At 68.2% G+C, this 25770-nt stretch carries 23 protein-coding genes; 13 read left to right on the top strand and 10 right to left on the bottom strand.

Annotated features, from left to right (window positions below):
- The first annotated feature begins 115 nt into the window (after window positions 1–115).
- Window positions 116–799: a LysE family translocator gene (locus OVY01_RS17925; protein WP_267848933.1), complete on the top strand. Its 684-nt coding sequence runs from the start codon at window positions 116–118 to the stop codon at window positions 797–799.
- Between the two features lie 73 nt (window positions 800–872).
- Here the strand turns inward: OVY01_RS17925 and OVY01_RS17930 are convergent, their stop codons facing one another.
- On the bottom strand, window positions 873–1622 hold the full coding sequence (locus tag OVY01_RS17930; RefSeq protein WP_267848934.1) for an SDR family NAD(P)-dependent oxidoreductase: 750 nt from the start codon (window positions 1620–1622) through the stop codon (window positions 873–875).
- Window positions 1623–1718: 96 nt separating this feature from the next.
- Between OVY01_RS17930 and OVY01_RS17935 the strand changes: the two genes are divergently transcribed.
- A complete protein-coding gene (locus OVY01_RS17935) occupies window positions 1719–2081 on the top strand; it encodes a winged helix-turn-helix transcriptional regulator (protein WP_267848935.1) in 363 nt (120 codons plus the stop codon).
- A gap of 160 nt (window positions 2082–2241) precedes the next feature.
- Here OVY01_RS17935 and OVY01_RS17940 read toward each other — a convergent pair whose 3' ends face one another.
- Window positions 2242–2997 carry a FadR/GntR family transcriptional regulator gene (locus tag OVY01_RS17940; protein WP_267848936.1) on the bottom strand — a complete coding sequence of 252 codons (756 nt, stop codon included), beginning with the start codon at window positions 2995–2997 and terminating at the stop codon, window positions 2242–2244.
- 376 nt (window positions 2998–3373) lie between these two features.
- Here OVY01_RS17940 and OVY01_RS17945 point away from each other — a divergent pair, with 376 nt between their 5' ends.
- On the top strand, window positions 3374–4729 hold the full coding sequence (locus OVY01_RS17945) for an MFS transporter (protein WP_267848937.1): 1356 nt from the start codon (window positions 3374–3376) through the stop codon (window positions 4727–4729).
- A 1-nt stretch (window position 4730) separates the two neighbouring features.
- Here the strand turns inward: OVY01_RS17945 and OVY01_RS17950 are convergent, their stop codons facing one another.
- The 4 genes from OVY01_RS17950 to kdgD all read right to left on the bottom strand — a co-directional run bounded on the left by OVY01_RS17950 (window position 4731) and on the right by kdgD (window position 8523).
- Entirely contained in the window at window positions 4731–4949 is a 219-nt protein-coding gene (locus tag OVY01_RS17950) for a hypothetical protein (protein ID WP_267848938.1), read from the bottom strand.
- A 150-nt stretch (window positions 4950–5099) separates the two neighbouring features.
- Window positions 5100–6044 carry a 2-hydroxyacid dehydrogenase gene (locus OVY01_RS17955; RefSeq protein ID WP_267848939.1) on the bottom strand — a complete coding sequence of 315 codons (945 nt, stop codon included), beginning with the start codon at window positions 6042–6044 and terminating at the stop codon, window positions 5100–5102.
- A complete protein-coding gene (locus OVY01_RS17960) occupies window positions 6041–7450 on the bottom strand; it encodes an MFS transporter (protein ID WP_267848940.1) in 1410 nt (469 codons plus the stop codon). The genes OVY01_RS17955 and OVY01_RS17960 overlap by 4 nt, the downstream gene beginning before the upstream one ends.
- A gap of 146 nt (window positions 7451–7596) precedes the next feature.
- On the bottom strand, window positions 7597–8523 hold the full coding sequence (gene kdgD / locus OVY01_RS17965; RefSeq protein ID WP_267848941.1) for a 5-dehydro-4-deoxyglucarate dehydratase: 927 nt from the start codon (window positions 8521–8523) through the stop codon (window positions 7597–7599).
- Between the two features lie 213 nt (window positions 8524–8736).
- Between kdgD and garD the strand changes: the two genes are divergently transcribed.
- The 4 genes from garD to OVY01_RS17985 all read left to right on the top strand — a co-directional run bounded on the left by garD (window position 8737) and on the right by OVY01_RS17985 (window position 13620).
- On the top strand, window positions 8737–10320 hold the full coding sequence (gene garD / locus OVY01_RS17970) for a galactarate dehydratase (protein WP_267848942.1): 1584 nt from the start codon (window positions 8737–8739) through the stop codon (window positions 10318–10320).
- Between the two features lie 13 nt (window positions 10321–10333).
- Window positions 10334–11602 (top strand): mandelate racemase/muconate lactonizing enzyme family protein, encoded by a 1269-nt coding sequence (locus OVY01_RS17975; protein ID WP_267848943.1) that lies wholly within the window; start codon window positions 10334–10336, stop codon window positions 11600–11602.
- Window positions 11603–11671: 69 nt separating this feature from the next.
- The gene (locus OVY01_RS17980; RefSeq protein WP_267848944.1) at window positions 11672–12970 is read left to right on the top strand and encodes an MFS transporter; all 1299 of its coding nucleotides are present in this window, start codon (window positions 11672–11674) and stop codon (window positions 12968–12970) included.
- Window positions 12971–13056: 86 nt separating this feature from the next.
- Entirely contained in the window at window positions 13057–13620 is a 564-nt protein-coding gene (locus OVY01_RS17985; protein ID WP_267848945.1) for a DUF4142 domain-containing protein, read from the top strand.
- 16 nt (window positions 13621–13636) lie between these two features.
- Here the strand turns inward: OVY01_RS17985 and OVY01_RS17990 are convergent, their stop codons facing one another.
- From OVY01_RS17990 to OVY01_RS18000, 3 genes are all read right to left on the bottom strand, one after another.
- Window positions 13637–14653, bottom strand: a complete 1017-nt coding sequence (locus OVY01_RS17990) for a zinc-binding alcohol dehydrogenase family protein (protein ID WP_267848946.1) — start codon at window positions 14651–14653, stop codon at window positions 13637–13639.
- Window positions 14654–14678: 25 nt separating this feature from the next.
- On the bottom strand, window positions 14679–15932 hold the full coding sequence (locus OVY01_RS17995) for an MFS transporter (RefSeq protein ID WP_267848947.1): 1254 nt from the start codon (window positions 15930–15932) through the stop codon (window positions 14679–14681).
- A 101-nt stretch (window positions 15933–16033) separates the two neighbouring features.
- Window positions 16034–17068: a LacI family DNA-binding transcriptional regulator gene (locus tag OVY01_RS18000; RefSeq protein ID WP_267848948.1), complete on the bottom strand. Its 1035-nt coding sequence runs from the start codon at window positions 17066–17068 to the stop codon at window positions 16034–16036.
- Window positions 17069–17253: 185 nt separating this feature from the next.
- Between OVY01_RS18000 and ptsP the strand changes: the two genes are divergently transcribed.
- From ptsP to OVY01_RS18025, 5 genes are all read left to right on the top strand, one after another.
- Window positions 17254–19869, top strand: a complete 2616-nt coding sequence (ptsP, locus tag OVY01_RS18005; RefSeq protein ID WP_267848949.1) for a phosphoenolpyruvate--protein phosphotransferase — start codon at window positions 17254–17256, stop codon at window positions 19867–19869.
- Window positions 19866–20984 carry a 1-phosphofructokinase family hexose kinase gene (locus tag OVY01_RS18010; protein WP_267848950.1) on the top strand — a complete coding sequence of 373 codons (1119 nt, stop codon included), beginning with the start codon at window positions 19866–19868 and terminating at the stop codon, window positions 20982–20984. The genes ptsP and OVY01_RS18010 overlap by 4 nt, the downstream gene beginning before the upstream one ends.
- Before the next feature lie 10 nt (window positions 20985–20994).
- On the top strand, window positions 20995–22896 hold the full coding sequence (locus tag OVY01_RS18015) for a PTS fructose transporter subunit IIC (protein ID WP_267848951.1): 1902 nt from the start codon (window positions 20995–20997) through the stop codon (window positions 22894–22896).
- A 425-nt stretch (window positions 22897–23321) separates the two neighbouring features.
- Complete coding sequence (locus tag OVY01_RS18020; protein ID WP_267848952.1) at window positions 23322–24515, top strand: glycosyltransferase; 1194 nt, start codon at window positions 23322–23324, stop codon at window positions 24513–24515.
- Window positions 24512–24763: a hypothetical protein gene (locus tag OVY01_RS18025; RefSeq protein ID WP_267848953.1), complete on the top strand. Its 252-nt coding sequence runs from the start codon at window positions 24512–24514 to the stop codon at window positions 24761–24763. The genes OVY01_RS18020 and OVY01_RS18025 overlap by 4 nt, the downstream gene beginning before the upstream one ends.
- A gap of 118 nt (window positions 24764–24881) precedes the next feature.
- On the opposite strand, the gene OVY01_RS18030 is transcribed toward OVY01_RS18025, so the two are convergent.
- On the bottom strand, window positions 24882–25196 hold the full coding sequence (locus OVY01_RS18030; protein WP_432422278.1) for a PsiF family protein: 315 nt from the start codon (window positions 25194–25196) through the stop codon (window positions 24882–24884).
- 270 nt (window positions 25197–25466) lie between these two features.
- On the opposite strand from OVY01_RS18030, the gene OVY01_RS18035 reads away from it, so the two are divergent.
- On the top strand, window positions 25467–25739 hold the full coding sequence (locus tag OVY01_RS18035) for a DUF4148 domain-containing protein (protein WP_267848954.1): 273 nt from the start codon (window positions 25467–25469) through the stop codon (window positions 25737–25739).
- Window positions 25740–25770: the final 31 nt, after the last annotated feature.

Genomic DNA, 25770 nt, shown 5'->3' on the forward strand with positions numbered 1-25770 from the left:
CTATCCGGATAAACGGCATCCCGCCGCAATTCTTGAGGGTGGCGCCTGCGCGATGAGGGTAAGCACCGGGATCGTCGGGTAGACTGGCGCCTGTGCCACCCGCAACCGCTTACCGATGACCGTCACCGCTTCCCTGATTTCCTTCCTGATCGCCATCAGCCTGCTGACCGTGACGCCCGGGCTCGATACCGCGCTGGTGCTGCGTACCGCCGCCACCGAAGGCCCGGGGAATGCGTTGCGCGCCGCGCTGGGCATCAATGTGGGCTGCCTGATGTGGGGTGCCGCCGTGGCGTTCGGCGCGGGCGAACTGCTGGCGGCGTCCGAGCTGGCCTATACGGCATTGAAATGGGCGGGCGCGGCCTATCTGTGCTGGCTGGGCGCGCAGATGCTGTTGCGTCCGCGCACCGGCTTCGAACTGGATGCGAAACCGGGCGGAAAGGATGGCGCGAGGCGAAACGCCGCCCAAAACAGGATGCCGGGTGCCGCCGGGGTCCCGGGCGGAAGGACGCGCTGGTTCCTGCGCGGCCTGCTGAGCAATCTGCTGAACCCGAAGGTGGGGGTCTTCTACATCTCCTTTTTGCCGCAGTTCGTGCCGGCCGGTGAGCCGGTCGTGCCCTACACCTTCGGTCTGTCGGCGATCCATGTCGCGGTGGGCGTGGTCTGGTGCGGTTCGTTGATCCTCGCCACGCGTCCGCTCGGGCATCTGCTGCGGCTGCCCCGCGTGGTCAAGGCGCTCGACCGGATCACGGGCGCGGTCTTCATCGGCTTCGGCATCAAGCTGGCGCTGAGCCGTCGCTGAGCCGCTGACGCGACGGACTTCTGTTCGCGGCGATGACGCACTCGCCTGAACGAATCGGCACGCCGCGCAGCGCTCAGATTTGCGCGGCGCCGCCGTCGACGAACAGTTCGCTGCCGTTGACGAAGCTGCTGTCGTCGGATGCCAGGAACAGCGCGGCGGCCGCCACTTCGGACGGATCGGCCAGGCGGGCCAGCGGTGTCGTCGATTCTACGAGGCGCACCATCTCCCGGTTGATTTCCTTGTTCGGCGCGAGGCCGTGCCAGCCTGGGGTCGAGGTTGCGCCCGGCACCAGGACATTGACCCGAATCCTGCGCGGCGCCAGGTCGAGGATCCAGCCGCGCGCGAAATTGCGCAGCGCCGCCTTGCTGGCGCTATAGACGCTGAACGCCGGGATGCCGGTCGTGGCGCTGGTCGAGCCGGTCAGGATGATCGAGGCACCTTCCTTCAGCAAAGGCAGGGCTTTCTGCACGGTGAAAAGCGTGCCCTTGACGTTGGTGTCGAAAATGCGGTCGTAATGCGCTTCCGTAATGTCCGCCAGCGGCGCGAAATCGCCCCCGCCGGCGTTCGCGAACAGGACGTCGATCTGACCCGCCTCCCGCCGGACGGTGTCGAACAACGTGTCCAGGTCTTGCAGCTTCGAGATATCGCAGGGGATCCCGATGGCGCCATGCCCGACTTCCACGACCGCGTTCTCGAGTTCGGTGGCGCGGCGGCCCGTCATGCATACGCAGGCACCTTCCGCCGCGAAGCGTTTGGCCGATGCGAGGCCAATGCCGCTGTTCGCACCCGTGATGACGACGACTTTTCCATCAAGCTTGCCCATGGTTTTCTCCCGGAAATGGTGAAGCGAGGAAACCATTGTAGGAACTAACTTTCTTATATACTAGTACCTACCAAAAGGTATGTATGGGGAGAAGCGATGGACCCGGTTTGCGGCCTCGACGTGGCCTTGCGTTACATTGGCGGGAAATGGAAACCCATCCTGTTATTCCATTTGCAAGGGCGTCCGCGCCGTTTCGGCGAGCTCAAACGCCTGGTGGGGGGCATCAGCGAGAAGGTGCTGATCCAGCAACTGCGGGACTTGACGGAGGATTGCATCCTGACGCGGCACGACTTCAAGGAGGTGCCACCCAGAGTGGAATACGCCATTACGGATTTCGGGCGCACGCTGGCGCAGGCGCTGCGACCTTTATGCGACTGGGGCAACGCCAACCGTGCAGGCGTGCCATCCGACGTACAGCTGGGCCAGACGCTGCCGAACCCGGCCACGCTCGACAGCTAGCGGCAGCGCCGTGCGCCTTGCTGATCAATGCCGCCGCCGAAAACGGCTTCCTGAAACGGGATCCTGCTGGGTGAGCGGGCACGATCTGAGCGGGCACGATCGCCGATCGATCGCGTACGCCACGTCACGGCGAGACCCGGAGGACGGCCGTTCCCCCTCCCTAGCGGATTGTCTCCGCCGCGCGATCCTCCTCCCGATTCGCCCGCCGCAGCCGTTCCCGGCTGTTCGATAAATGCATGCGCATCGCCGCGCGCGCGCCGTCGGCGTCGTGCCGCGTGATGGCATCGAGGATGCTTTCGTGTTCGAGGTTGACCAGCGCCAGATAGGCCTGCGGGTCCGCGTGCGCGATGCCCGCCGAATCGATGCGGTTGCGCGGAATCAGCGCGGTGCCCATCTGCGTGAGGATGTCGACGAAATAGCGGTTGCCGGTGGCGCGGGCCACGGAGATGTGGAACTGGAGATCCGCGTTGACGCTGTCGCCGCCGTCGCGGCTGGTGGCTTCGATGGCGTCGAGCGCGGCGCGTATCCGGGCGATATCCTCGGGCTGCGCGCGCTGCGCGGCGAGCCCGGCGGATTCGGTTTCCAGGCTGATGCGCAGTTCGAGCACGGAGAGCAGGTCGCGCAATGTCGTGGCGGGCACCATGTCGATGCCGAATTTTTCATGGCGCGGTTCCAGTACGAAGCTGCCGATGCCATGACGCGTTTCGATGACGCCGCCGGCCTGCAGCCGCGAAATGCCTTCGCGCACGACGGTGCGGCTCACGCCCAGCGCGACCATCAGCTTGGACTCGGTCGGCAGCTTGTCGCCGGGTTTCAACGCCTGCGAGGCGATCTGCTCGTTCACGCAGTCGACGACGAATTCCGCAAGGTTGCGGGCGCGGCGCGGCGCGGCATACGAAGGGAGTGAAACGGTCATCGGGTGCGCTCCTCGATTCAGCGAATTGCGACGAAACACGGTACATCGCGCCGCCCCGCCATTATAACGTTGTCTGACGACCGACCGGGCGATCCTCTCCGGGATCCCGCTGCCGGGTTGCATGTGCAAGACCCTGCATATCATCAGTCGTCAGACTTTTAACCGTTTTCTGAAGCGTAAAACCCCTCGTCTCTTTTCGTGACGAACAGGCGCGGAAAGCCGCATCCGCGGGTAAATGCTATCTTTCCGCGCGACCTTCCCTCTCCCTATACTGCCTTTCAGATATACGACAACATACGAGGCAGCGCTGTGCTGCGTCTTTGACCCTCTCCGCGCCGATTGGCGGGAGCGGCGTCCCACCCACGGAGATTCGTCGATGTCAAAGCCCGCCACGCAACCGGATATCGATGCTCCGCGAACGTCGTCGATGGCGGTCCCCGTGGCGGGACAACATGCGGTGGCGCCCACGCGTCGACGCTATTTCATGCTGCTGCTGATCCTGGTGGCGACGGTCATCAACTACCTGGACCGGGTCAATATCTCGAGCGTGGCGCCCTTCATGACGAAGGACCTGCATATCGACAAGTTCCACATGGGCATGATCTTTTCGGCGTTCGCGTGGACGTATGCGTTCGCGTTGCTGCCGGCGGGTTTCCTCGTCGACCGGCTGGGCTCGCGGCTCAGTTACGGGCTGTCGCTGGTGACGTGGTCGCTGGCGACGGCGGCGCAATCGGTGGCCGGCGGCTTCGCGAGCCTGTTCGGCCTGCGTCTGGCAGTGGGGCTGATGGAGGCGCCGGCGTTTCCGGCGAACAGTCGGGCAGTGGCGATGTGGTTCCCGGAACGGGAACGCGGACTGGCGACCAGCGTGTTCGTGATGGGACAGTATCTGGGCACGGCCCTGTTCTCGGGGATCCTGATCTGGATCGCAGGCACCTATGGCTGGCAGACCGTTTTCGTGATGTCGGGCGCGGTGGGACTGCTGTTCGGGATCGGCTGGTTCTTCTGGTACCGGGATCCGCTCAAAAGCACGGCGAACCAGCAGGAACTCGATTATCTGCGCGAGGGGGGCGCGCTGGCGGGCAATCAGGAACGGTCGCGCTTTCGCTGGGCGGATATCGCGTACCTGATGCGGCATCGCCAGGTGTGGGCGATCTGCATCGGCAAGTTCGCGAGCTCGTCGTCGCTGTATTTCTTTCTGACGTGGTTTCCCACCTATCTCATCGACGAGCGCAGGATCACGCTGCTCAAGGCAGGTTTCTTCTCGGTGATGCCGTATGTCGGCGCGATCGTCGGCATTCTGCTCGCGGGATCCATCTCGGACATGCTGATCCGGCGCGGGCACCCGATGTCGTTCTCGCGCAAGTTGCCGCTGGTCGTGGGCTCGGCGCTGGGGATGTCGATCGTGCTGGCGAACGTCGCGACCTCGGACGGCTTCGCGATCGCCATCCTGACGATCGCCTTCTTCGCGCAGGGCATCTCCGCGACGTCATGGGCGGCGGTAGGCGAGGTCGCGCCGAAGGAACTGATCGGCGTGACCAGCGGCATCACGAGCTTCTCGGCGAATCTGGCCGGCATCGTCACGCCGACGGTCGTCGGCTACATCCTGCGCGAGACGGGCTCCTTCCACGCCGCATTCAACTTCATCGGTTGCGTGGCGCTGGTGGGCACCTTGTCCTACTCGCTGTTGCTGGGCCGGCTGCATCGCATCGAATTGCCGCAGCGGGCCCGCTGAATCAGCGCAGCGGAATCGTGACGCGCCGCTTGGCGAAACTGCCGTCCACGTCTTTCTGGCGCGACAGGCCTTCGCTGTAACCCGACGACAGCATGACCTGCAGTTCGGAGTGACGCTCGAAGGAGGCCCAGACGCTGCGCAGGAAACTGCGGAAGCCATAGGCGGCACGGGCGGGAGCGGGCAGGCGGGAAACGGAATCAAGACGGGAAACGCTGGACATCGTCTTACCTCGGTCAGGAATGCGGTCAACTACGGCTAGGGTTATGTCCCTAAGTATTAACCCTAGTATATGCCGAGGCAGACGGACTGTCCAGTCATCCGAAATCGTGTTGCGGGGAAGGAACGCCGCCGGGGCGTGGCGGCGCGCCGTTCACGTCGTGACGCTCGTGGCGGGCCGCCGGCCGGCAAACGCCGCTTCCAGGCTCTCCAGAACCAGATTGCCCATGTCGGTGCGGGTCTCGACGGTCGCGCTGGCGCGATGCGGCTGGAGGGCGACGTTGTCGAACGCGAGCAATGCCTCGGGCACGTGCGGTTCGTCGGCGAAGACGTCGAGGCCCGCGCCGGCGATGCGACCATCCTGCAGCGCCTGCACGAGGTCGGCCTCGTCGACCAGCTTGCCGCGCGCGATATTGATCAGATAGCCGCTCGGCCCGAGCGCGTCGAGAATCTCTCCGTTGACGATGGCGCCGCCCTGGTCGGCCGAGGCGGCGAGGATCAGCGCGTCGCTGTCGCGCGCGAGCGCCGCGAGATCGGCGACGAAGGTGTAGGGCACGCCGTCGATCGCGCGCAGGTCCGTATAGCTGATCGGGCAGCCGAAGGCGGCGGCGCGCGTGGCGATCGCGCGTCCCACGCGGCCCAGGCCGACGATGCCGACGCGCATGCCGCTGAAGCGGCGCGCCAGCGGCAGGGCGGGTTTGCCGGCGCGCCAGTGACCCTCGCGCACGAAGCGCTCGCCGCTGCTCAGGCCGCGACAGGCGGCGAGCAGCAGGGCGATGGCGAGGTCGGCGACGTCGTCCGTGAGCACGCCGGGCGTGGTCGAGACATGGATGCCGCGCTCGCGCGCCTGCGCGAGGTCGACCGCGTCGGTGCCGATGCCGTTGACGGCCACCACTTCCAGGGCCGGCAGTTTCGCCATCAGGGCGGTGCCCAGGCCCGACGAGCCGCCGGAAACGACGCCGCGCACGCCCGCGCCCACCGCGGCGATGCAGGCGTCCTTGTCGGTCTGCTGATAGTAGCGGTGCAGCGTGTAGCGCTGCGTCAACGCGGCGTCGAGCACGGGAAGGACGGGATTGATCAGCAGGATTTCCGGTTTCATCGGGATGCCTTGAGGAAGGGGGGATGCGGGCGCAGTTCCACCCGTTTGATGTCCTTCACGATGACGAGGTAGCTGAACACGGTGACGAGGGCATTGATGCCGACGAACACCAGCGCGCCGTTGAAGGAACCGGTGGTCGCGACCAGATAGCCGATGACGATCGGCGTGACGATGCCCGCGACATTGCCGAACATGTTGAAGATCGAACCGGACAGTCCGATCGCTTCCTTCGGGGACGTATCGGCGACCACGGCCCAGCCCAGCGCGCCGATGCCCTTGCCGAAGAAGGCGAGCGACATCAGCGCGACGACGACCCAGTCGGTGTCGACATAATTGCAGCCGATGATCGAGACCGACAGCAGCATGCCGCCGACGATCGGTACCTTGCGGGCAATGGTGAGCGAGTGCCCGCGCCGGATCAGCATGTCGGAGAAAAGCCCGCCCAGCACGCCGCCGGTGAAGCCGCAGATCGCCGGCAGCGAGGCGACCAGCCCGGCATGCAGGATCGTCATGCCGCGCGCCTGCATCAGGTAGATCGGAAACCAGGTGAGGAAGAAATAGGTGAGGACGTTGATGCAGTACTGGGCGAGGTAGACGCCGAGCAGCATGCGGTTCGACAGCAGTTGGCGAACGGTGAACCAGCCGTTGGCCTTCGGCGTTTCCGCGACCGCCGGCGTCGCGGCCGCCGTTTCCGGCTTCCCGTCACGCTGTTCGTCGCGGCGCTGCACCAGGCCGCCGCCCTGCTCGATATGCGCGAGTTCCGCCGCGTTGACGCCCGCATGGTCGGCGGGGTTTTTCATGACCTTGAGCCAGGTCAGGGCGAGGATCAGACCCGCGATCCCCATCACGACATACACGTGATGCCAGCCGTAGGCATGCGTGAGCCAGGCCATCAGCGGCGTGAAGACGACGGCGGCGAAATACTGCGCGGAGTTGAAGATGGCCGACGCGGTGCCGCGCTCGGCGGTGGGGAACCAGCTCGCGACCACTTTGGCATTGGCGGGAAAGGCCGGCGCCTCGGCCGCGCCCATCGCGAAGCGCAGCGCGAAGAGGCTGGTCACCGCCGCCGCGGCGCTACCGATCGTGCCGACGGTGCTTTGCAGCAGGGTGAACAGGGACCACAGGAAAATGCTTGCCGCGTACACGCGGCGTGCGCCGAAACGGTCGAGCAGGGAACCGCTGGGCAGCTGCGCCAGGACATACGCCCAGCTGAACGCCGAGAAGATATAGCCCATCTGGATCGCGTTGAAGCCGAGTTCGGCGCGCATCGCGGTACCGGTGACCGAGAGCGTGGCACGGTCCGCGTAGTTGAACGTGGTGATGATGAAGATCATCAGCAGGATGCCGTAGCGGACGTTCGTGCGTTTGGCGGCGTGGGCGGCGCCCGCGGTACGGCTGATGTGCATGATCGATTCCAGTCACTCGGTGTCGCGCAAGGCGTTCACGTGCGGCAGCCATCGGCGCCGCCCGGCATGTAGAAGAACGCAAAAGGGAAGGAGGGGGGCGGCGGGGCGCCCGCGCCGTGCGGCACGCGGGCTCCTGTCCTGGCCGCTCAGGCGTTCGCCTGCGAGCCGAGTTTCCTGATCAGGACGTCGAGTTGCGCGATCTCTTCTTCGTTCAGATCGGTCAACGGCGCGCGCACCGGGCCGGCGTCGTGGCCGACGAGCTTGGCGCCCGCCTTGACGATGCTCACCGCATAGCCGGCGCGGCGGTTGCGGATCGCCAGGTACGGCAGGAAGAAGTCGTCGATCAGCTTGCCGACGGTGACGTGGTCGTCGGCGGCGATCGCCCGGTAGAAGTCCATCGCGGTCTTCGGGATGAAGTTGAACACCGCAGACGAGTACACGGGCACGCCGAGCGCCTTGTAGGCCGCGGCGTAGACCTCGGCGGTGGGCAGGCCGCCCAGATAGGAGAAGCGGTCGCCCAGGCGCCGCCGGATCGTCACCATGCTCTCGATCTCGCCCACGCCGTCCTTGAAACCGATCAGGTTCGGGCAGCGGTCGGCGAGCTGTTCGAGGAGATCGGCGCTGAGCCGCGAATTCGCGCGGTTGTAGAAGATCACGCCGATGTTCTTCACGGCCTTGCACACCTGCTCGACGTGCAGCGCGATGCCGTCCTGGGACGCTTCGGTCAGGTAGTGCGGCATCAGCAGGATGCCTTTCGCGCCGAGACGTTCGGCCTCCTGCGCGTATTCGATCGCGACGCGGGTCGGGCCGCCCGCGCCGGCGAGGATCGGCACCTTGCCCTTGCAGGTCTCGGTGGCGGTGCGGATGACGTTCGAATAGTCGTTCTTGGTCAGCGAGAAGAATTCGCCGGTGCCGCCAGCGGCGAACAACGCGGTCGCGCCATACGGCGCCAGCCATTCGAGACGCTCGGCGTAGGTGTCGGGACGAAAATCGCCCTGGGCGTCGAAATCGGTGATGGGGAAGGACAGCAGACCTTCGGATACGATTTGCTTGAGTTCTTGCGGTGTCGTCATGATCGGCTCCAGGGCAGCGATATCAGGGATTTGAATTATAGGTCATCGTATGACATGAATTCGGCAAGATCAACTGCTTATTCCCTGTGTATTGGTGCTTTAAGGGTAATCACTGGCATCCCGCATGACAGTCAATGTTGTAGGATGACATATGAATAAAGCGGGTGCTCGCTGTGCCGGGAGCGTACCCCGCGCTTTACAGGATCGATTCACATGGCCGCTTCTCCGCTTTACATCCGGGTGCATCCCCAGGACAACGTCGCGATCGTCGTCAACGACGGCGGCCTGCCCGAGGGCGCGGCGTTCGCCGATGGCCTGACACTGCGCGAGCGGGTGCCGCAGGGGCACAAGGTGGCGCTCGCGGATCTCGCGGTGGGTGCCGAAGTCATTCGCTACAACGTGGTCATCGGCTATGCATTGCAGGCGCTGCCCAAGGGCAGCTGGATCAACGAGCATGTGATCCGGATGCCCGAACCGCCGGGACTCGAGGGTCTGCCGATCGCCACGGTGAAGCCGCCCGAGATGCCGCCGCTCGAAGGCTTCACCTTCGAGGGATACCGCAACGCGGACGGTTCGGTGGGCTCGCGCAATATCCTCGCGATCACGACGACGGTGCAGTGCGTGGCCGATATCGTCGAACACGCGGTGACGCGCATCAAGGCGGAGTTGCTGCCGCGCTATCCGCATGTCGACGACGTGGTGGGTCTCGGGCACACCTATGGCTGCGGCGTCGCGATCGACGCCCCCGATGCGATCATTCCGATCCGCACCGTGCGCAATATCAGCCTGAACCCGAACTTCGGTGGCGAGGTGATGATGGTGAGTCTGGGCTGTGAAAAGCTGCAGCCCGAGCGCCTGATGCCGCCAGGGACGATTCCGATCGCCGCCAGCGTCGACGACGTCGCCGATATCGGCGATGTCGGTCAGACATTGAACGGGGATGTGGTCGTGCTGCAGGACGAGGCGCATGTCGGCTTCCAGTCGATGATCGAATCGATCATGCGCATGGCCGAGACGCATCTCGAACGGCTGAACAACCGGCGGCGCGAGACCTGCTCCGCGGCCGATCTGGTGATCGGCGTGCAGTGCGGCGGCAGCGATGCGTTCTCGGGGCTGACCGCGAATCCCGCCGTCGGCTTCGCGACCGATCTGCTGGTGCGCGCCGGGGCGACGGTGATGTTCTCCGAGGTAACCGAGGTGCGCGACGGCGTGGATCAACTGACCCGCCGCGCGGCGACGCCGGAGGTGGCCGAGGCGATCATCCGCGAGATGCGGTGGTACGACGATTATCTGCAGCGCGGCAGCGCCGACCGCAGCGCCAACACGACGCCAGGCAACAAGAAGGGCGGCCTGTCGAACATCGTCGAGAAGGCGATGGGTTCGATCGTCAAGTCGGGCAATTCGGCGATTTCCGGGGTGATCTCGCCGGGCGAGAAGGTGCGGCAGAAGGGACTGATCTACGCGGCCACGCCGGCCAGCGACTTCATCTGCGGGACGCTGCAACTGGCCGCCGGCATCAATCTGCACGTTTTCACCACCGGCCGGGGCACGCCGTACAGCCTCGCCGAGGTGCCGGTGATCAAGGTCGCGACCCGCTCGGACCTGGCGCGCCGCTGGCACGACCTGATGGATATCAATGCCGGCACCATCGCCACCGGCGAGGCGAGCATCGAGGACGTCGGCTGGGAGCTGTTCCGGCTGATGCTGGACGTCGCGAGCGGGCGCCGGCAGACCTGCGCGGAAAAGCTCAGGCTGCACAACGCGCTGGTTTTGTTCAACCCGGCGCCGGTGACCTGAACGGAGACCCCTCGTGCGTATTGCCTGCATCGCTCGTATCGATATTTTCCGCGCGGCGCTGCCGTTCGACGCGGGGCGGCGCGAACGCCGGCCATCGGCCGCCGCGGCGCTCACGCCGGCCACGCTCGCCGATGCGCCCGCGGCGGCGCCCGAGGACGCTTCGTCCGCCGCGCCCGTCGACGCCTACAACGCCGCCTCGCGCAGCCTGCTGCGCATGGAAACGCTGCTCGTCAGGCTGACCACCGACGACGGCGCGACCGGCTGGGGCGAGGCCTTCGGGCATCTGGTGAACCCGGTGACCTTCGCCGCGCTGGCCGGCCCGGTCGGGCGGTTCTTCATCGGCGCCGAGGTGGGTCCCGACCCATCGCGCTTCGCCGCGACGATGCAGGCGGCGCATCAGGCGTTTCACGCATTCGGCCGCACCGGGCCGGTGCTGTACGCGCTGTCGGCGATCGATACCGCCCTCTGGGACCTGTGCGCGCAGGCCGCGCAATTGCCCCTGCATCGGCTGCTGGGCGCGACGCGCGACACGGTGGAGGTCTACGCGAGCCTCGTGAGTTACGACAACGACCCGGAAGAGGTCGCCTATCAGGTCGGGCGCGCGCATGCGGCGGGCTTTCGGGCGATGAAGCTGCACGAAACGACACGCACCGCGGTGGCGGCGGCGCGTGCGGCGCTGCCGGCCGACGTCGCCCTGATGGTCGACGTGAATTGTCCCTGGCCGGCCGCGCAGGCGGCGCGCGAGGTCGCCGGATTCGCCGGCCTGTCGCTGGGCTGGGTCGAGGAGCCGGTCTGGCCGCCCGACGATCTCGATGCGCTGGCGCGGCTGCGCGCGCGGGGCGGACCGTCCGATGGTGCCGACGGTGCGCCCGCCGGCTCATCCCGTGTGCCGATCGCCGCCGGCGAGAACGCGTCCGGCGTCTATGGTTTTCTTCAGCATTTCCAGCGCGGCGCGATCGATATCGCGCAACCCAGCGTGGCGAAGATCGGCGGCGTCACCGGCATGCGCGAGGTGATCCGTCTGGCCGGCGCGCACGGCGTGCGGGTCGTGCCGCACTGCTTCTACTACGGCGCGGGCCTGCTGGCGACCGCCCATCTCGTCGCGGCCCTGCCCGACGACGTCGCGCTGGAGTTGCCGTGGCTGCAATGGCCGGAGGTGCTGCACGCGCCGCAGGCCTGCGGCCCGACGCTGACCCTGCCCGACGTGCCGGGCCTGGGCTTCGCCCCCGACGCCGGGGTATTGGCACGCCATACCCTCGACAGCGCATCGATCGGCGGCTAGCCGGATGCCGGGCGGATGCCCGGCACGCCCCCGCCCACAGACAGCCATCACACCCTCCCGGGAGGAGACATGAAGACCCGCTACCGCTGGGTGATCGCCGCCTTGCTGTTCTTCGCCGGCATGCTCAATTATCTGGATCGCGCCGCGCTGTCGGTGGTCGCGCCGATCGTCAAGGCCGAGCTGCACATCGGCGATGCCCAGATGGGCTTGCTGTTCAGCAGTTTTTTCATCGGCTATTGCGTGTTTTGTTTCGTCGGCGGCTGGGCGGCCGACAAGTACGGCCCGCGCAGGGTGTTCATGCTTGCCGGCGGCTTCTGGTCGGTGTTCTGCGGCGCCACCGCGCTGGCCGGCAATTTCGCGTCGCTGCTGGTGGCGCGGGTGGCGTTCGGTCTGGCCGAGGGGCCGATGGGCACCACCACCAACAAGGCCATCTCGAACTGGTTTCCGCGCCGTGAGGCGGGCCGCGCGGTGGGTCTCACGAACGCGGGGCAGCCGCTGGGCGCGGCGATCGCCGGTCCGATCGTCGGGCTGGTGGCCGTGCGCTTCGGCTGGCGAATTTCCTTCGTCGTGATCGCGGCGCTGGGCTTCGTCTGGATGATCGTCTGGTGGCGATGCTTTCGCGACGACCCGGCCGTGCATCCGGCGGTGTCCGCCGAGGAAACCGAATGGATCGTCGCCGACCGGCATCGGCTGCCCACGACCGGTGCCGGCACGGTCCCGGACGCCGTCCGGCCCGCCCACGGGGTGCTGCACTATCTGCTGTCCTGGCCGGTGCTGGGCGTCGCGGCGGCGTTTTTCGCGTTCAACTACGTGCTGTACTTTTTCCTGTCCTGGCTGCCGAGTTACTTCACCGATTACCAGCACCTGGACATCAAGCACATGAGCGTCGTGGGGGTGCTGCCCTGGCTGGGCGCGACCCTGGGTTTCGTGCTGGGCGGGATGCTGTCCGACGCGCTCTACAGGAAAACCGGCGATGTCCTGTTCGCGCGCAAGACGGTGATCATGCTCGGGCTGGGCGTGTCCGCGGTGTGCGTGCTGGCCGTGTCGCGGGTCGGCTCGCTGGTGCCGGCGGTGGCCTTGATCGCCATCGCCAGCCTGTTCGCTTTCATGACGCCGCAGGCCTGCTGGTCGCTGTTGCAGGACATCGTGCCGCGCGAGCGCATCGGCGCGACCGGCGGTTTCGTGCATCTGCTGGCCAATCTTGCCGGCATTCTGTCGCCCAGCATCACGGGCTTCATGATCCAGTACGGCGCGGGCTATGCCTCGGCCTTCGTGCTGGCGAGCGTGCTCGCCGCGGTCGGCATGCTGGCGCTGGGGCTGGCGGTGCGGGAGGGCAATGTCGCTCGGCTGCGTCGCGTGTCCGCCTGAATTTGCCGGAATCGGGGTGCGCCGCCACCCGGCAGGAACGGGGTTTGCGTGTGGTCTGGCATTACTCACGCATCCAGGATTCCAAAATGAAAACGCTTTCCTTCCGTTCTTCCGCCGCCGTCGCCTGTGCCTCCGCGGCGTTGCTGTTGACCCCGGCGCTGTCGAGCGTTGCGTTCGCGCAGGCGTCGGGCGCTTCCGCCTCCGGTGCCACGCTGTCGGCGGTCGACCAGAAATTCGTCGACGTCGCAACCCAATCGGATGCAACCGAAATCGCGACCGCCAAGCTGGCGATGGCGCAATCGCAGGACAAGGACGTGAAGATGTTCGCGCGCCATATGCGCGTGGATCACATGAAGCTGTCGATGGGCCTCAAGAGCGCGGCGCCGCATGACGTGACCCTGCCCAAGGACAATGTCGACCCGGCGGTGATGGACGCCTTGAAGGGCCTGAAGGGCAAGGCATTCGACGACGCCTATATCAAGCAGGTGGGCGTGGCCGGGCATCAGAAGGCGGTCATGGCCTTCCAGGACGAAGTCGCCAACGGCACCAACGCGGATCTGAAGAAGGCCGCGAGCAAGAGCCTGCCGGTGATCGAGGGGCACCTGCGCATGGGGCAGGCGCTTGCCAAGAAAAAGGGCGTAAGCGAATAACGCCGCCTCGGGAGGTTCAGAAGCCGGCCAGCACGGTCTTGCCGATGCTGGTCGCGCTTTCCTGCCGCGCGTGCGCGTGGCGCAGATTCTCCGCGTTGATCGCGCCGGCATTGTCGCTCAGTGTCGTGCGCAACACACCCTTGTCCACCAGCGTCGCGACCTCGTCGAGGATGCGATGCTGCTCGGCCATGTCCGCCGTGCCGAACAGCGAGCGTGTGAACATCAATTCCCAGTGCACTGAAATGCTCTTGCGCTTGAACGGCACGATGTCGAGCGCCTTCGGGTCGTCGATCACCGCGAATGCGCCCTGCGGCGCGAGTACCGCGTTGATCGAGGCCAGGTGCGTATCGGTCGCGGTCAGGCTGGCCACGTAGCGTACGTCGGGAATGCCGAGCGCCTGCAGGCCGTCTTCCAGCGGCTGGCGATGATCGATGACGTGGTGCGCGCCCATCTCCTTGCACCACGCGATGCTCTGCGGGCGCGACGCGGTGGCGATGACCGTGAGCCCGGTGAGCCGCCGTGCGATCTGCGTGAGGATCGAGCCCACGCCGCCGGCGCCATTGATGATGAGCAGGGCGTCGCCGGTGCCCGCGTTGGCATCCGCCCTGACGCCCAGACGGTCGAACAGCAGTTCCCAGGCGGTCAGCGCGGTCAGCGGCAGCGCCGCGGCCGCGGCGAAGTCCAGCGAGGCCGGCTTGCGGCCGACGAGGCGTTCGTCGACCGCCTGCCACTGTGCATTGCTGCCCGGCCGGTCGAGCGCGCCCGCGTAGAAGACCGGATCCCCGACCTTGAACAGGACGGCTTCCGCGCCGACGGCCTCGACCACGCCCGCTGCGTCGTAGCCCAGCACGCGCGCTGTGCCGTCCGGCGGCGTCATGCCGTTGCGCACCTTGGTGTCGACCGGATTGACCGAGACCGCTTCGATGCGCACCAATAGATCGCGCGGGCGCAGCGTCGGGGTCGGCAATTCGATATCGACGAGCGAGCGAGGATCGCTGACGGGCAGGTTCTGGTAGTAACCGATGGCTTTCATGCGCGTTCCTTCGAATGGAGAAGAATCAGGCCGTCGTACGTCGCCCGAGGCTGCCGCCGCCGGCGCGGTGCGCGAGCAGCACGACCAGGGCGGCCGCGAGCAAGGCGGCGACCGCGGCGAACAGATAGACCGACGGGTAACCGAAATCGCTGGCGATCAGGCCGGCGACCGGACCGGTGATCCCCAATGATAAATCGAGAAACACCGAGTACGCAGAGAGCGCCGCGCCCCGGCTCGCCGGTGGCACGAGGGCGACCGCCTCGACGCCCAGCGCCGGGAAGACCAGGGCGAATCCCAGGCCGGTCAACGCGGCGCCCACCAGCGCCATTTGCGGCGTGGCGGCCAGCCAGATCAGCGCGAGTCCCGCACCCTCGATCAGGAACGAGGTGATCGCCACGCGAAAGCCGCCCTGGGTGCGGATCGTGTTCGCGAACAGCAGCCGCGTGCCGACGAACAGCGTGCCGAACACCGTCAGCGACAGCGCCGCGTGCGGCCATTGCCGGGAGGCGTAGTAGAGGGTGACGAAGGTGGCCAGCGCGCCGAAGCCGACCGATCCCAGCGCGAGGCCAATGCCATGCGGCAGGACGCGCGAGAAGACGCTCGAAAACGGCATGCGTTCGCCATGCGCCACCGGCGCGGAGGTTTTCGGCGCGGCCAGCGCGAGCCCCAGCAGCGCCAGCGCCGTCACGCTCACGCCCAGGCCGACGAAGCCCAGCCACTGGTCGATGACGACGCCCAGCGGTGCGCCGATCGCCAGCGCGCCGTAGGTGCCCACGCCGTTCCACGAGATGACGCTGGCATTGTTCGCGTGTCCGACCCGGCCGATGCCCCACATGATCGAGCCGGTGCTGCAGAAGCTCTCCGCGCAGCCCATTCCCAGCCGGCTGAGGATCAGCAGCGCGAGACCGAGCGGCGGACCGTAGCGCGGACCGAGCAGCGGCAGCGCCTGGAGCAGCCCGGCGAGGAGCAGCAGCGCGCCGCTGCACAGGGCGGCGATCAGGCCGCGCTGCACGGTTTTCTTCGGGCCCAGCGTGTCGATCAGGCGGCCGGCGAGCGGCCGCGTGACCAGCGTGGCGAAATACTGCACGCTGATCGCGAGCCCGGCGATCATCGAGCTGTAGCCCAGCGTCTGATGCACATAGCCCGGCACGACCGCCAGCGGAAGGCCGATACCGAGATAACAGAGGAACGTGAAGATGACGACCGACAGGATCTGCAGCGTGACCGGTGCGGATGCGGCAGCGGCGGGCGCGTCGGGCGGTTGATGAGGCGCGGGCATGGCGGAAGCGGGGCGGGTGGGAGAAAGAGACGGGATTATCCGCCGAAAACGCCCGCGCCGCGCCGGACGTGCGCCGTCACCCCTACCGCCACCGCGCGGACCTACGCCACGATGCCGGTGCTCGACCCGCGCACAATCAGCTCGCCCGGCAGCACGCGGGTGCGGCGCGGGATGTCGGGCTGCGCGATGCGTTCGGACAGCAAGGTCATCGCGCAGCGGCCGATTTCATACACGGGCTGCGCGATGACCGTGATGCCGGGTTCGACGAGTTCGGTCCAGGCGTCGTTGTCGAAGCCGCACAGTGCCGGCGCGGCCGGCGGGTGCCCGGGGGCGCCATGCAGCCCGGGCGCGGGCGTCTGGCGCGCTTCCCGCAGCGCGCGAAAGGCGCCCAGCAGCAGCAAACCGTTGCTGGCGAGGATCGCGTCCGGCACGGGCGCGCCGCCGCGTGCGGCGAGCCGCGCGCCGACGGCCTGCTGCGCCCCCGCCGGCTGCGGCTCCACGAAAACGGCGTCGGCGCCGAGCCCGTGGCGCTGCATCGCGTCGCAGTAGCCGGCATGCCGTTCCCGGCCGGTGGTGCTGGCATTGCCGAACAGGCCGAAGATGCACCGGTGACCCCGTTCGAGCAGATGCAGGGTCAGCCGCTCGGCGGCGGCGCGGTTGTCGAGCGTGACCGCGTCCGCGTGGCTCGCGGCATCGGCGCGGTCGATCATGACCACTGGAAACGGATAGTGCTCGGCGCGAAAGCGCTCGGCGGCGTCCCGCGTCGGCGAGTAGATCATGCCCGTGACGCGTTCCTCCTCCATCAGCCGCAGATACATCGCCTCTTTCTCCGGATTCTCGTCGGTATTGCAGAGGATGACGCGCATGCCCTGCCGGTAGGCCATGTCTTCGACCGCACGGCTGACCTCGGTGAAAAAGGGATTGCGCACGTCGGACACCACGAGCCCGATCGTGGCGGTATCGCCCGAGCGCAGGCGCCGCGCCGCGGCATTCGGCCGATAGCCGAGTTCCTGCATGGCCGCCTGCACGCGCTCGCGGACGCTGTCGCGCACCGGGCCATTGTTCGACAGGACGCGTGACACCGTGGTGACGGAAACGCCCGCCGCCTGTGCGACGTCCTTGATACGTAGTGCCATGGTTGCTTCCGGATCCTTGCTATGCCGCGACGCCGCTTGCCGGCGCCGCGTATGTGCCGGCACTTTAGCGCAGGCGGGGCGGCACGCGCGGGGAAAAACGCCGACGCGCCCCTTGACTTGGGCAATGGTATCGATTTCAATGGGCCGTTGCCACGATTACCCATTAAAACAACGACGGAGACAGGATGGCACTTTTACTGACGCCCGATCTCGTGCGCCTGGGGGCGCGCGCCGCCGACAAGCGGGACGCGATCGCGCAGGCCGGACAACTGCTGGTGGACGCCGGCCGCATCCTGCCGGGCTACCTCGACAGCCTCGCGGCGCGGGAAGCGGTCGCGAACACCTATTTGGGATCCGGCGTGGCGATCCCGCACGGCATGCCGGACGACCGGCACCTGATCCGCCATACCGGCATCGCGATACTGCAACTGCCCGAGGGCGTCGAATGGCAGCCTGGCGAGCAGGTACGGCTGGTGTTCGCGATCGCCGCGCAGTCCGACGAGCACATCGGTCTGCTGCAGCGGCTCACGCGCGCGATCGGCGACCCGCGACGGCTGCAGGCGATGGTCGAGACGACGGACCCGGCACGGCTGATCGCGCTGCTCGAAGGCACGGACGAGGGCGCGGCCGTCGGCATGGCGGGCGTCGCGCCGGACGGTGACGGGCTCGCCGCGCCGGCAGGCACGCCGGTTCCCGAGGCAGAGGATTTCGACGAACGGATCGAACTCGTGCTCGATTATCCGAGCGGCCTGCATGCCCGGCCCGCGAGCGCCTGGGTGGCCACCGCCAAGCGGCAGCCGGCCGAACTGCGCGTGCGCGTCGGCACGGCGGTCGCGGACCCTACGAGTCTGATCGGTCTGCTGCAGCTTGGCGCGGTCGCGGGCGCGACGCTCGTGATATCGGCGCGCGGCGAACGCGCCGCCGATGCGCTGGCGGCACTGCGCCGCACCATCGAGATGCTGGCCGTCGAGGAGCACGAACGGGCCGCCGCGGCGCGGGCGCGCCAGCCGCAGAGCACCACGCCGCTCTGGCAGCCGCTCGACGCCGCGTTGACGATCGCCGGCCTCGGCGTGGGGCCGGGCATGACGCTGGGCCGGGTGCGCGTGCTGCGCAGCCATGCCGCGGAGATCGCCGACACGCCGGGCGATCTGCTCGACGACACGCACCGCCTGGATGCCGCGCTGGCCGCCACCGATGCCGATCTGGTCGCGCTGGCGCGCTCGACGACGCAGCGTTTCGGCGCGGCCGAGGGCGAGATCTTCGAAGCGCAGCGCGGGCTGGTGCGGCATGCCGAGGCGCTCGACGAGGTCGCGCGCGCGCTGCTCGACGGGCATGGGCTGGGCTGGGCCTGGCACCGCGCGATGGCGCGGCAGGCCGGCGCGCTCGCGTCGGCCGCCGACCCGCTGCTCGCCGGGCGCGCCGCCGATGTCCGCGACGTCGCGCGGCGGGTATCGATGCACATTGACCGGCTGGGCGGGGGGGCCGACGCCGCGCAGAGCGCGATGCCGGTGACGGGGGACGCGCCCGAGGCCACGATCCTGCTCGCCGAGGATCTGACGCCTTCGGACACCGCGGCGCTGGACCCGGCGACCACGCTGGGTTTCTGCACGGTGGCGGGCGGTCCGACTTCGCATACGGCGATCCTCGCCCGCACGCTCGGCGTGCCGGCGGCGGTGGCCTGCGGTCCGCGCCTGCTGACGGTCGCCGACGGGGCGTTCGCGGTGCTCGACGGCACCAGCGGGCGTCTGCACCTGGACGTCTCGGCAGCCGATCTGGCACGCGCGCGCGCGCAGATCGCCGAACTGGACCGGGCGCGCCGGCGCGCGCAGGACGATCGCGCATTGCCGGCCCGTACCCAGGACGGGCTGACGTTCGAGATCGGCGTCAACGTCACCCGCCCGGAGCAGGTCCGGGGGGCGCTCGACCAGGGCGCGGACGGCGTCGGGCTGATGCGCACCGAATTCCTCTTTCTGGAGCGGCAGACCGCGCCCGACGAGGACGAGCAGTACGCGACCTATCGCGCGCTGGTCGAGGCGAGCAACGGGCGGCATCTGATCATCCGCACGCTCGACATCGGCGGCGACAAACAGGTGCCGTATCTGAATCTGCCGCACGAGACCAATCCCTTTCTGGGCGTGCGCGGCTTGCGGCTGTGCCTGCGCCGCCCGGACCTGTTCATCCCGCAACTGCGCGCGCTGTACCGCGCGGCGATGCACGGGCCGCTGTGGATCATGTTCCCGATGGTGTCGACGCTCGACGAGGCCCATCGGGCGGTCGCGCTGGCGGAAACGGTGCGCGCCGAACTCGATGCGCCGCGGGTACCGCTCGGCATCATGGTCGAGACGCCGTCGGCCGCGGTGCTGGCCGATCTGTTCGCCGAGGTCGTCGATTTCTTCTCGATCGGCACGAACGACCTGACGCAATACACGCTGGCGATCGATCGCGAACACCCGGAAATCGCCGCGCAGGCGGACAGCCTGCACCCGGCGGTCCTGCGCCTGATCCGGCAGACCGTCGACGGCGCGCGCCGCCACGCCAAGTGGGTGGGCGTCTGCGGCGGGCTGGCCGGGGATCCGCTGGGCGCGTCGATTCTCGCCGGGTTGGGCGTCGACGAACTTTCGATGAGCGCGGGGGACATCGGCGCTGTCAAGGCGCGGCTGCGCGCTTCGCATGGGGACGCCCTGCGCGCGCTCGCGGACCGCGCGCTCGCGTGTGCCGATGTCGCCGCGGTGCGGGCATTGCCGCTGCCGCCGCTGACCGCCTCCGCTTCCGCGCCGGCCGCCGTCCAGGAGGGCGCATGAACCAGCACGCAGCGCATGTGAACGTCCCGGGCGTGGCCGGCAGCACCGCGGTGGTGACGGTGACCGTCAACCCCGCGCTGGATCAGACCGTCTGCGTCAACGGGCTGCAGACGGGCGCCGTCAACCTGGGCGAATCGCTCGAATTCAATGCCGGCGGCAAGGGCGTCAACGTCGCGTCCTGCCTGGCCGACTACGGCTTGCGCACCACCGTCACGGGCCTGCTCGGACGCGACGACGCGCAGCTCTTCGACGCGTTGTTCGCGAGCAAACGCATCGACGACCGCTTCGTGCGGGTAGCCGGCCGGCCGCGGATCAACGTCAAGCTGGTCGATCTCGCGCATGGGCAGACCACCGACATCAATCTCGCCAGCGCCACGCCGGCCGATGCCGATCTGCTGGCCCTGGAGCAGGCGGTGCTGCGGCTCGCCGCGCCCGGGCGCTGGTTCGTGCTGGCGGGCAGTCTGCCGCCCGGCGTCGATCCCGGTTTCTACCGGCGGCTGACCCGGACGCTGCGCCAGGCGGGCGCACGCGTCGCCCTGGATACCAGCGGCGCCCCGCTCACGGCGAGTCTGGCGCCCGGGCTCGTGCCGGCCGACGACGCGGCGTCCCTGCCGGACCTGATCAAACCGAACCGCGCCGAACTCGAAAAGCTGGTGGGCCGCGCGCTGCCTGACCGAACGGCGCTCGAGGGCGCGGCCGCGGCGCTGCTGGCGCGCGGCGTGGCCTGCGTCGTGGTCTCGCTCGGCGAGGACGGCGCGTTCGGCCTGCAGGCGACGCCGGCGTTGAATATGCCGGACGCGACGCCGCATTCGACGCCTGCCCCCACGCCGCAACCGGCGACGCTGGCGTACGCCGGGTTCCGGGCGTCGCCGCTGCGGGTACCGGTCACCAGCACCGTCGGTGCGGGCGACGCTTTCGTCGCCGGGCTGGTCGCCAGCCTGATCGAGGGGCGTGCCTGGCCCGAGTGCGGCCGGCGCGCCACGGCATTCGCCGCCGGCAAGCTGGCGCGCGTCGGGCCGCATCTGCCGTCCGCCGCCGCGCTCGACGCGCTGGCGCAGCAGGTTCATGTGGAGACATTCGTCGGCAGCGTGCAGCGCGCGCACGGCGAAGCATAAGGAAAACAAAATGACCCATCTGGCAGGCATTGTTCTGACATCGCCGAGCGCCGCCACCGCGACGACGGCGCTGGTCGCCGCCGAGGCGCTGCGTCGCGCCGCGACGGCGAACGGCGATACCCTGGTACTGGAAGTACGGCATGGCCTGGGCCGGCACGAGACCCTGAGCGCCGCGCAGATCGCCGCCGCGCAGGGCGTGTTCGTGGCCGGCGACGACGACGGCGACGCAGCTGGCGTCGCGGGCGAAACACGTTTCGCCGGCCGTTCGATCCATCGCGCGCCGCTCGAAGAGGCGATCCGCGCGCCGCACGCGGTGCTGGCGGCCGCCGCCGCCCTGGGCGCGGGCGGGATAACCGGCGTTGCCGCAAGCGCCGGTAAGACGGCGGACACGGCGGACATGACACACCGTGCGCCGGCCGCCGCCGCGGCGCTGCAGATCGTGGCGATCACCTCCTGTCCGACGGGCATCGCGCACACCTTCATGGCGGCGGAGGGCCTGGTGCAGGGCGCGAAAGCGCTCGGGCACGAGATCCACGTCGAGACACAGGGCTCGGTCGGCGCGCAGAACCGCCTGAGCGAGGCGCAGATCGCCCGCGCGGACCTGGTGGTGATCGCCGCCGACACCCAGGTCGACAAGGCGCGTTTCGCCGGCAAGCGTTTGTACGAGACCGGCACCAAGGGCGCGATCGGCAAGGGCGCCGATCTGCTGCGCAAGGCGATCGTCGAGGCGCGTATCGATGGCGCGATAGCGGCCAGCGGCGGTGGCGGGGCACCGCAGGGCGCTTCCGCCACCGCCACCGGCGACGGCGGGCGCGGCGGCACGACGTCGGCCGCGCCGCGCTCGCGCGCCACCGCCGACGTGTACCGGCATCTGATGACGGGCGTCTCCTTCATGCTGCCCTTCATCGTGGCGGGCGGCCTGTTGATCGCCCTGTCGTTCGCACTCGGCGGCATCTACGCGTTCGACGACGCGCACAAGGGCACGCTGGCCTGGTCGCTGTTCCAGATCGGCGCGAAATCCGCATTCGTGCTCATCGTGCCGGTGCTCTCCGGCTATATCGCCTATTCGATCGCGGACCGGCCGGGCATCGCGCCCGGCATGGTGGGCGGCATGCTGGCGTCCAGCCTGAACGCCGGGTTTCTCGGCGGCATCGTCTCGGGTTTCATGGCCGGCTACATCGCCCTGCTGATCAGCCGCAAGCTGCCCTTGCCGCGCAATCTCCAGGGCCTGAAGCCGGTGCTGATCATTCCGCTGCTGTCGACGCTGGCGGTCGGCCTGCTGATGATCTATGTGGTGGGCACGCCGGTGGCGACCGCCCTGCATGCGCTGGAAAGCTGGCTCAAGGCGATGCAGACCGGCAGCGCGGTGGCGCTGGGCGCGCTGCTCGGCGCGATGATGGCCTTCGACATGGGGGGGCCGGTCAACAAGGCCGCCTATGCGTTCAGTACCGGCCTGCTCGCGAGTTCGGTCTACACGCCGATGGCCGCGGTGATGGCTGCGGGCATGACGCCGCCGCTCGGCATTGCGCTCGCCTGCTGGCTGTTCCGCAGCCGTTTCACGCTGGAGGAGCGCGAGGCGGGCAATGCGGCGGGGGTGCTCGGTCTGGCCTTCATCAGCGAAGGCGCGATTCCCTTCGTCGCGCGCGACCCGCTGCGCATCATTCCGGCCTGCATGATCGGGTCGGCGATCGCCGGTGCGATCTCGATGGGTGCCGGTGTCGAGCTGAAGGTGCCGCATGGCGGCATTTTCGTGCTGCCGATTCCGAATGCGGTCACTCATGTAGGCATGTACGTGGTCGCGATCGTCGCCGGTACGCTCGCGACGGCGCTCGCGGTGGGCGTGGTCAAGCGCCGGCAGCCGATCGTCGCGGCCGATGCCGGCACGACCACCGCGGCAACGCCCCTCGCCTGACGGCCAACGCAGGGCGCGCGGCATGGCCGATGCCGCGCGCCGCCTGCTGCGCACCCCCCCGGCACCCGCCCCCTGCTCACCGCACGCCCCCTGCTGCCAGCTGCCAGCGGCCGCCTCCACGCTCATGTCGCCGTGCGCGAACGCCCGTGTAAGGCCGGACGGCGGCCCGGGCATCTCATGCATGGCGCGAAGTCCAATGCGTTTCCGGCACGGCTTGCGGTAAGCTAGCATCCGGCCGTGGTCCCACGGTCCCGACACGCGTCCACCGTCCGCCACCGGCGAGCGGCCCCAGCCGACGCGGGCCGGCAACCCACGATTGCATTCGCAGTTGCAACCGCCGTGCAGCCACTGTGGCGCTCGCCGCCGCACTCGCCCGTCGCACTCGCTATTGCAGTCGCGATTGCATTCGCATTGAAAGGATTCGCATGGCCGCGGTAGTGGCGTGTCTGTCGTTCATGATCTGGACGGTTCTGTTTTTCTTCCGGGGCGGGTTCTGGAAGGTGCGCCTGCCTGCGTCGGACGCGACGCTGCCCGCGGGGCAGGGCTGGCCCGCGGTCGTCGCGGTCGTGCCGGCGCGCAACGAGGTCGACGTGATCGGCCCGGCGGTACGTTCGCTACTCTCGCAGCGCTATGCCGGCGCACTGTCCGTGATCGTCGTCGATGACCATAGCGACGATGGCACGGCGGCCGCCGCGCGCGCCGCGGCCGCCGCCCTGGGGGGCGACGCCCCGGCCCGGCTGCATGTGGTGCACGCCCGCGACCTGCCCGGCGGCTGGAGCGGCAAAGTCTGGGCCCAGGCCGAAGGCATCGCCGCGCAGGCGACGCTGCTGCCGGGCGCCGAATGGATCTGGCTGACCGATGCGGATATCACCCATCCCGCCGACGGGCTCGGCACGCTGCTGGCACGGGCGCTGCGCGAGGGCCTCGACATGACCTCGCTGATGGTGCGTTTGCGCTGCGCGTCGCGCGCCGAGCGGCTGCTGATCCCGGCTTTCGTGTTCTTTTTCGCCAAGCTCTACCCGTTTTCCTGGATCGCGGACCGGCGGCGCCGAACCGCCGGCGCCGCCGGGGGCTGCATCCTGTTGCGCCGCTCCGCGCTCGAGCGCATCGGTGGCCTGGCCGCGATCAAGGGCGCGCTGATCGACGACTGCTCGCTGGCCGCCGAGATCAAGAAGGGAGGAGCCGTCCGCCTCGATCTCGCCGACGATGCCAGGTCGATCCGGCCGTACGACGGCTGGCCGGACATCTGGCGTATGATCGCGCGGACCGCCTACACACAGTTGCACTACTCGCCCTGGCTGCTGCTGGGCGCGTGCGCCGGCATGGTGCTGACCTATCTGGCGCCGCCCGTGCTGACGCTCGCGGGAGCGATCGCGGGTGCGTGGTGGACGCTGCCCGCCCTCGCCGCCTGGGGCATGATGCTGCTCAGCTACCGGCCGATGCTGCGTTATTACCGGCAACCGGCCTGGCAGGCGCTACTGTTGCCGGGTGTGGCCGCCTTCTATCTGGCGGCAACGTTCGACTCGGGGCGCCGTCACTGGCTGGGCCGGGGCGGCGAGTGGAAAGGGCGCGCGCAGGCGAACAATGTGAATCACACCGGAAAGGCGGACGCAAAATGAAAAATGGGCTCTTTTGGGGAATCGGCCTGCTGGTGCTGGCCGGGTGCAGTTCGGCGCCGCCGTTGTTCACGGCGGACGGTCGGCCGACCATGCAGGTCAGCTGCAACGGCGGCGGCGACTGGTCCGAGTGCGAGCGGCGCGCCAAGGTGGCGTGCGGCGATGGCGGCTACGACGAGCTGACGCGCAGCATCAAGTCCGACCAGCAGACGCTGTATCTCGCCTGCCGCCGTTCCGCCACGACGTATTGACCGGGCGCACCGCCACCGCTTCGTCCGGCGGGCATGGCCGGCCGGAGTGTGATGCCGTCGCGCGCGCCTGCGCTGGCCGGTAACGCAGCGGCCAGTGCGGGCAAGCGTGCGTGACGACTCAGTGGTTGCTCAGGCAATCCTTCATGAAGGCCTTGCGATCGTCGCCTTTGCGGCCGGTCGCGTCGTGGTTGCACATACGCATCTTGTCCTGGCGGCTGGGCGGCGGCGCGGGCTTGTTCGACAGACAATCATGCATGAAGGCTTTGCGGTCCGCACCGCTCTTGCCCGCCGACTGATGGTTGCACTCGGCCATGCGCGACGGCGCGCCTTGCGCATGCACCGGCAGTGCCGTCACCAGCATCGCGATGGCGACACCCAAGCCATACAGCATGGTGAGCAGGGGCCGGCGGTCGATTGCGCGCGTATTTTTCATCCAGAGACTCCGGAAACGTGTTCGGGTTCGAGACGATGTCTCGGAAATCCAAGCATACTCGCTTGCGCCGCGGAAGTATGCGACGGAAACAATGACTTACGGAACGGCAGCCGGTACCTGCCCCTAGGGTTAACTCGGATTGTTGTCTTATATTAAATAATATTTTTATTCTATCGGAGTTTCGCATTCGATAGTCAAAGTCTAATATTGTCTCTGTCGACGGGATGTCCCCATTGGACACCCTGCGTTACCGACTCACCGAGAGACGTCATGAAAAAGATCACCATCGCCACGCTGCTGTTTTCCACCGTCATCGCCGTTCCGGCATTTGCCCAGGACAGCCAGACGCTGAACGCGGGCGGTAATATCCAGAAGACCCGCGCCGAGGTGCGGGCCGAACTGGCCGACGCGGTGCGGGCAGGCTACGCTCCGCAAAGCGCGAATCGCCGCGACACCGCTTTCGTCTATGGCACCACGGTGCGCGCCCATGCCGTATCGCGCTCGGTTTCGTCGATCCCGGTTGCGAACGATACGGCCGACTGAGCCCCGCGAGGGCTGATGGCGCCAGCACGTG

Source organism: Robbsia betulipollinis (genome assembly GCF_026624755.1).
GTDB lineage: Bacteria > Pseudomonadota > Gammaproteobacteria > Burkholderiales > Burkholderiaceae > Robbsia > Robbsia betulipollinis.

What these genes read in the sequence shown, in the direction of transcription:
- OVY01_RS17925 (WP_267848933.1), top strand. Translation starts at nt 116, where the DNA reads ATGACCGTCACCGCTTCCCTGATTTCCTTCCTGATCGCCATCAGCCTG.
- OVY01_RS17930 (WP_267848934.1), bottom strand. Translation starts at nt 1,622, where the DNA reads ATGGGCAAGCTTGATGGAAAAGTCGTCGTCATCACGGGTGCGAACAGC.
- OVY01_RS17935 (WP_267848935.1), top strand. Translation starts at nt 1,719, where the DNA reads ATGGACCCGGTTTGCGGCCTCGACGTGGCCTTGCGTTACATTGGCGGG.
- OVY01_RS17940 (WP_267848936.1), bottom strand. Translation starts at nt 2,997, where the DNA reads ATGACCGTTTCACTCCCTTCGTATGCCGCGCCGCGCCGCGCCCGCAAC.
- OVY01_RS17945 (WP_267848937.1), top strand. Translation starts at nt 3,374, where the DNA reads ATGTCAAAGCCCGCCACGCAACCGGATATCGATGCTCCGCGAACGTCG.
- OVY01_RS17950 (WP_267848938.1), bottom strand. Translation starts at nt 4,949, where the DNA reads ATGTCCAGCGTTTCCCGTCTTGATTCCGTTTCCCGCCTGCCCGCTCCC.
- OVY01_RS17955 (WP_267848939.1), bottom strand. Translation starts at nt 6,044, where the DNA reads ATGAAACCGGAAATCCTGCTGATCAATCCCGTCCTTCCCGTGCTCGAC.
- OVY01_RS17960 (WP_267848940.1), bottom strand. Translation starts at nt 7,450, where the DNA reads ATGCACATCAGCCGTACCGCGGGCGCCGCCCACGCCGCCAAACGCACG.
- kdgD (WP_267848941.1), bottom strand. Translation starts at nt 8,523, where the DNA reads ATGACGACACCGCAAGAACTCAAGCAAATCGTATCCGAAGGTCTGCTG.
- garD (WP_267848942.1), top strand. Translation starts at nt 8,737, where the DNA reads ATGGCCGCTTCTCCGCTTTACATCCGGGTGCATCCCCAGGACAACGTC.
- OVY01_RS17980 (WP_267848944.1), top strand. Translation starts at nt 11,672, where the DNA reads ATGAAGACCCGCTACCGCTGGGTGATCGCCGCCTTGCTGTTCTTCGCC.
- OVY01_RS17985 (WP_267848945.1), top strand. Translation starts at nt 13,057, where the DNA reads ATGAAAACGCTTTCCTTCCGTTCTTCCGCCGCCGTCGCCTGTGCCTCC.
- OVY01_RS17990 (WP_267848946.1), bottom strand. Translation starts at nt 14,653, where the DNA reads ATGAAAGCCATCGGTTACTACCAGAACCTGCCCGTCAGCGATCCTCGC.
- OVY01_RS17995 (WP_267848947.1), bottom strand. Translation starts at nt 15,932, where the DNA reads ATGCCCGCGCCTCATCAACCGCCCGACGCGCCCGCCGCTGCCGCATCC.
- OVY01_RS18000 (WP_267848948.1), bottom strand. Translation starts at nt 17,068, where the DNA reads ATGGCACTACGTATCAAGGACGTCGCACAGGCGGCGGGCGTTTCCGTC.
- ptsP (WP_267848949.1), top strand. Translation starts at nt 17,254, where the DNA reads ATGGCACTTTTACTGACGCCCGATCTCGTGCGCCTGGGGGCGCGCGCC.
- OVY01_RS18010 (WP_267848950.1), top strand. Translation starts at nt 19,866, where the DNA reads ATGAACCAGCACGCAGCGCATGTGAACGTCCCGGGCGTGGCCGGCAGC.
- OVY01_RS18015 (WP_267848951.1), top strand. Translation starts at nt 20,995, where the DNA reads ATGACCCATCTGGCAGGCATTGTTCTGACATCGCCGAGCGCCGCCACC.
- OVY01_RS18020 (WP_267848952.1), top strand. Translation starts at nt 23,322, where the DNA reads ATGGCCGCGGTAGTGGCGTGTCTGTCGTTCATGATCTGGACGGTTCTG.
- OVY01_RS18025 (WP_267848953.1), top strand. Translation starts at nt 24,512, where the DNA reads ATGAAAAATGGGCTCTTTTGGGGAATCGGCCTGCTGGTGCTGGCCGGG.
- OVY01_RS18030 (WP_432422278.1), bottom strand. Translation starts at nt 25,196, where the DNA reads ATGAAAAATACGCGCGCAATCGACCGCCGGCCCCTGCTCACCATGCTG.
- OVY01_RS18035 (WP_267848954.1), top strand. Translation starts at nt 25,467, where the DNA reads ATGAAAAAGATCACCATCGCCACGCTGCTGTTTTCCACCGTCATCGCC.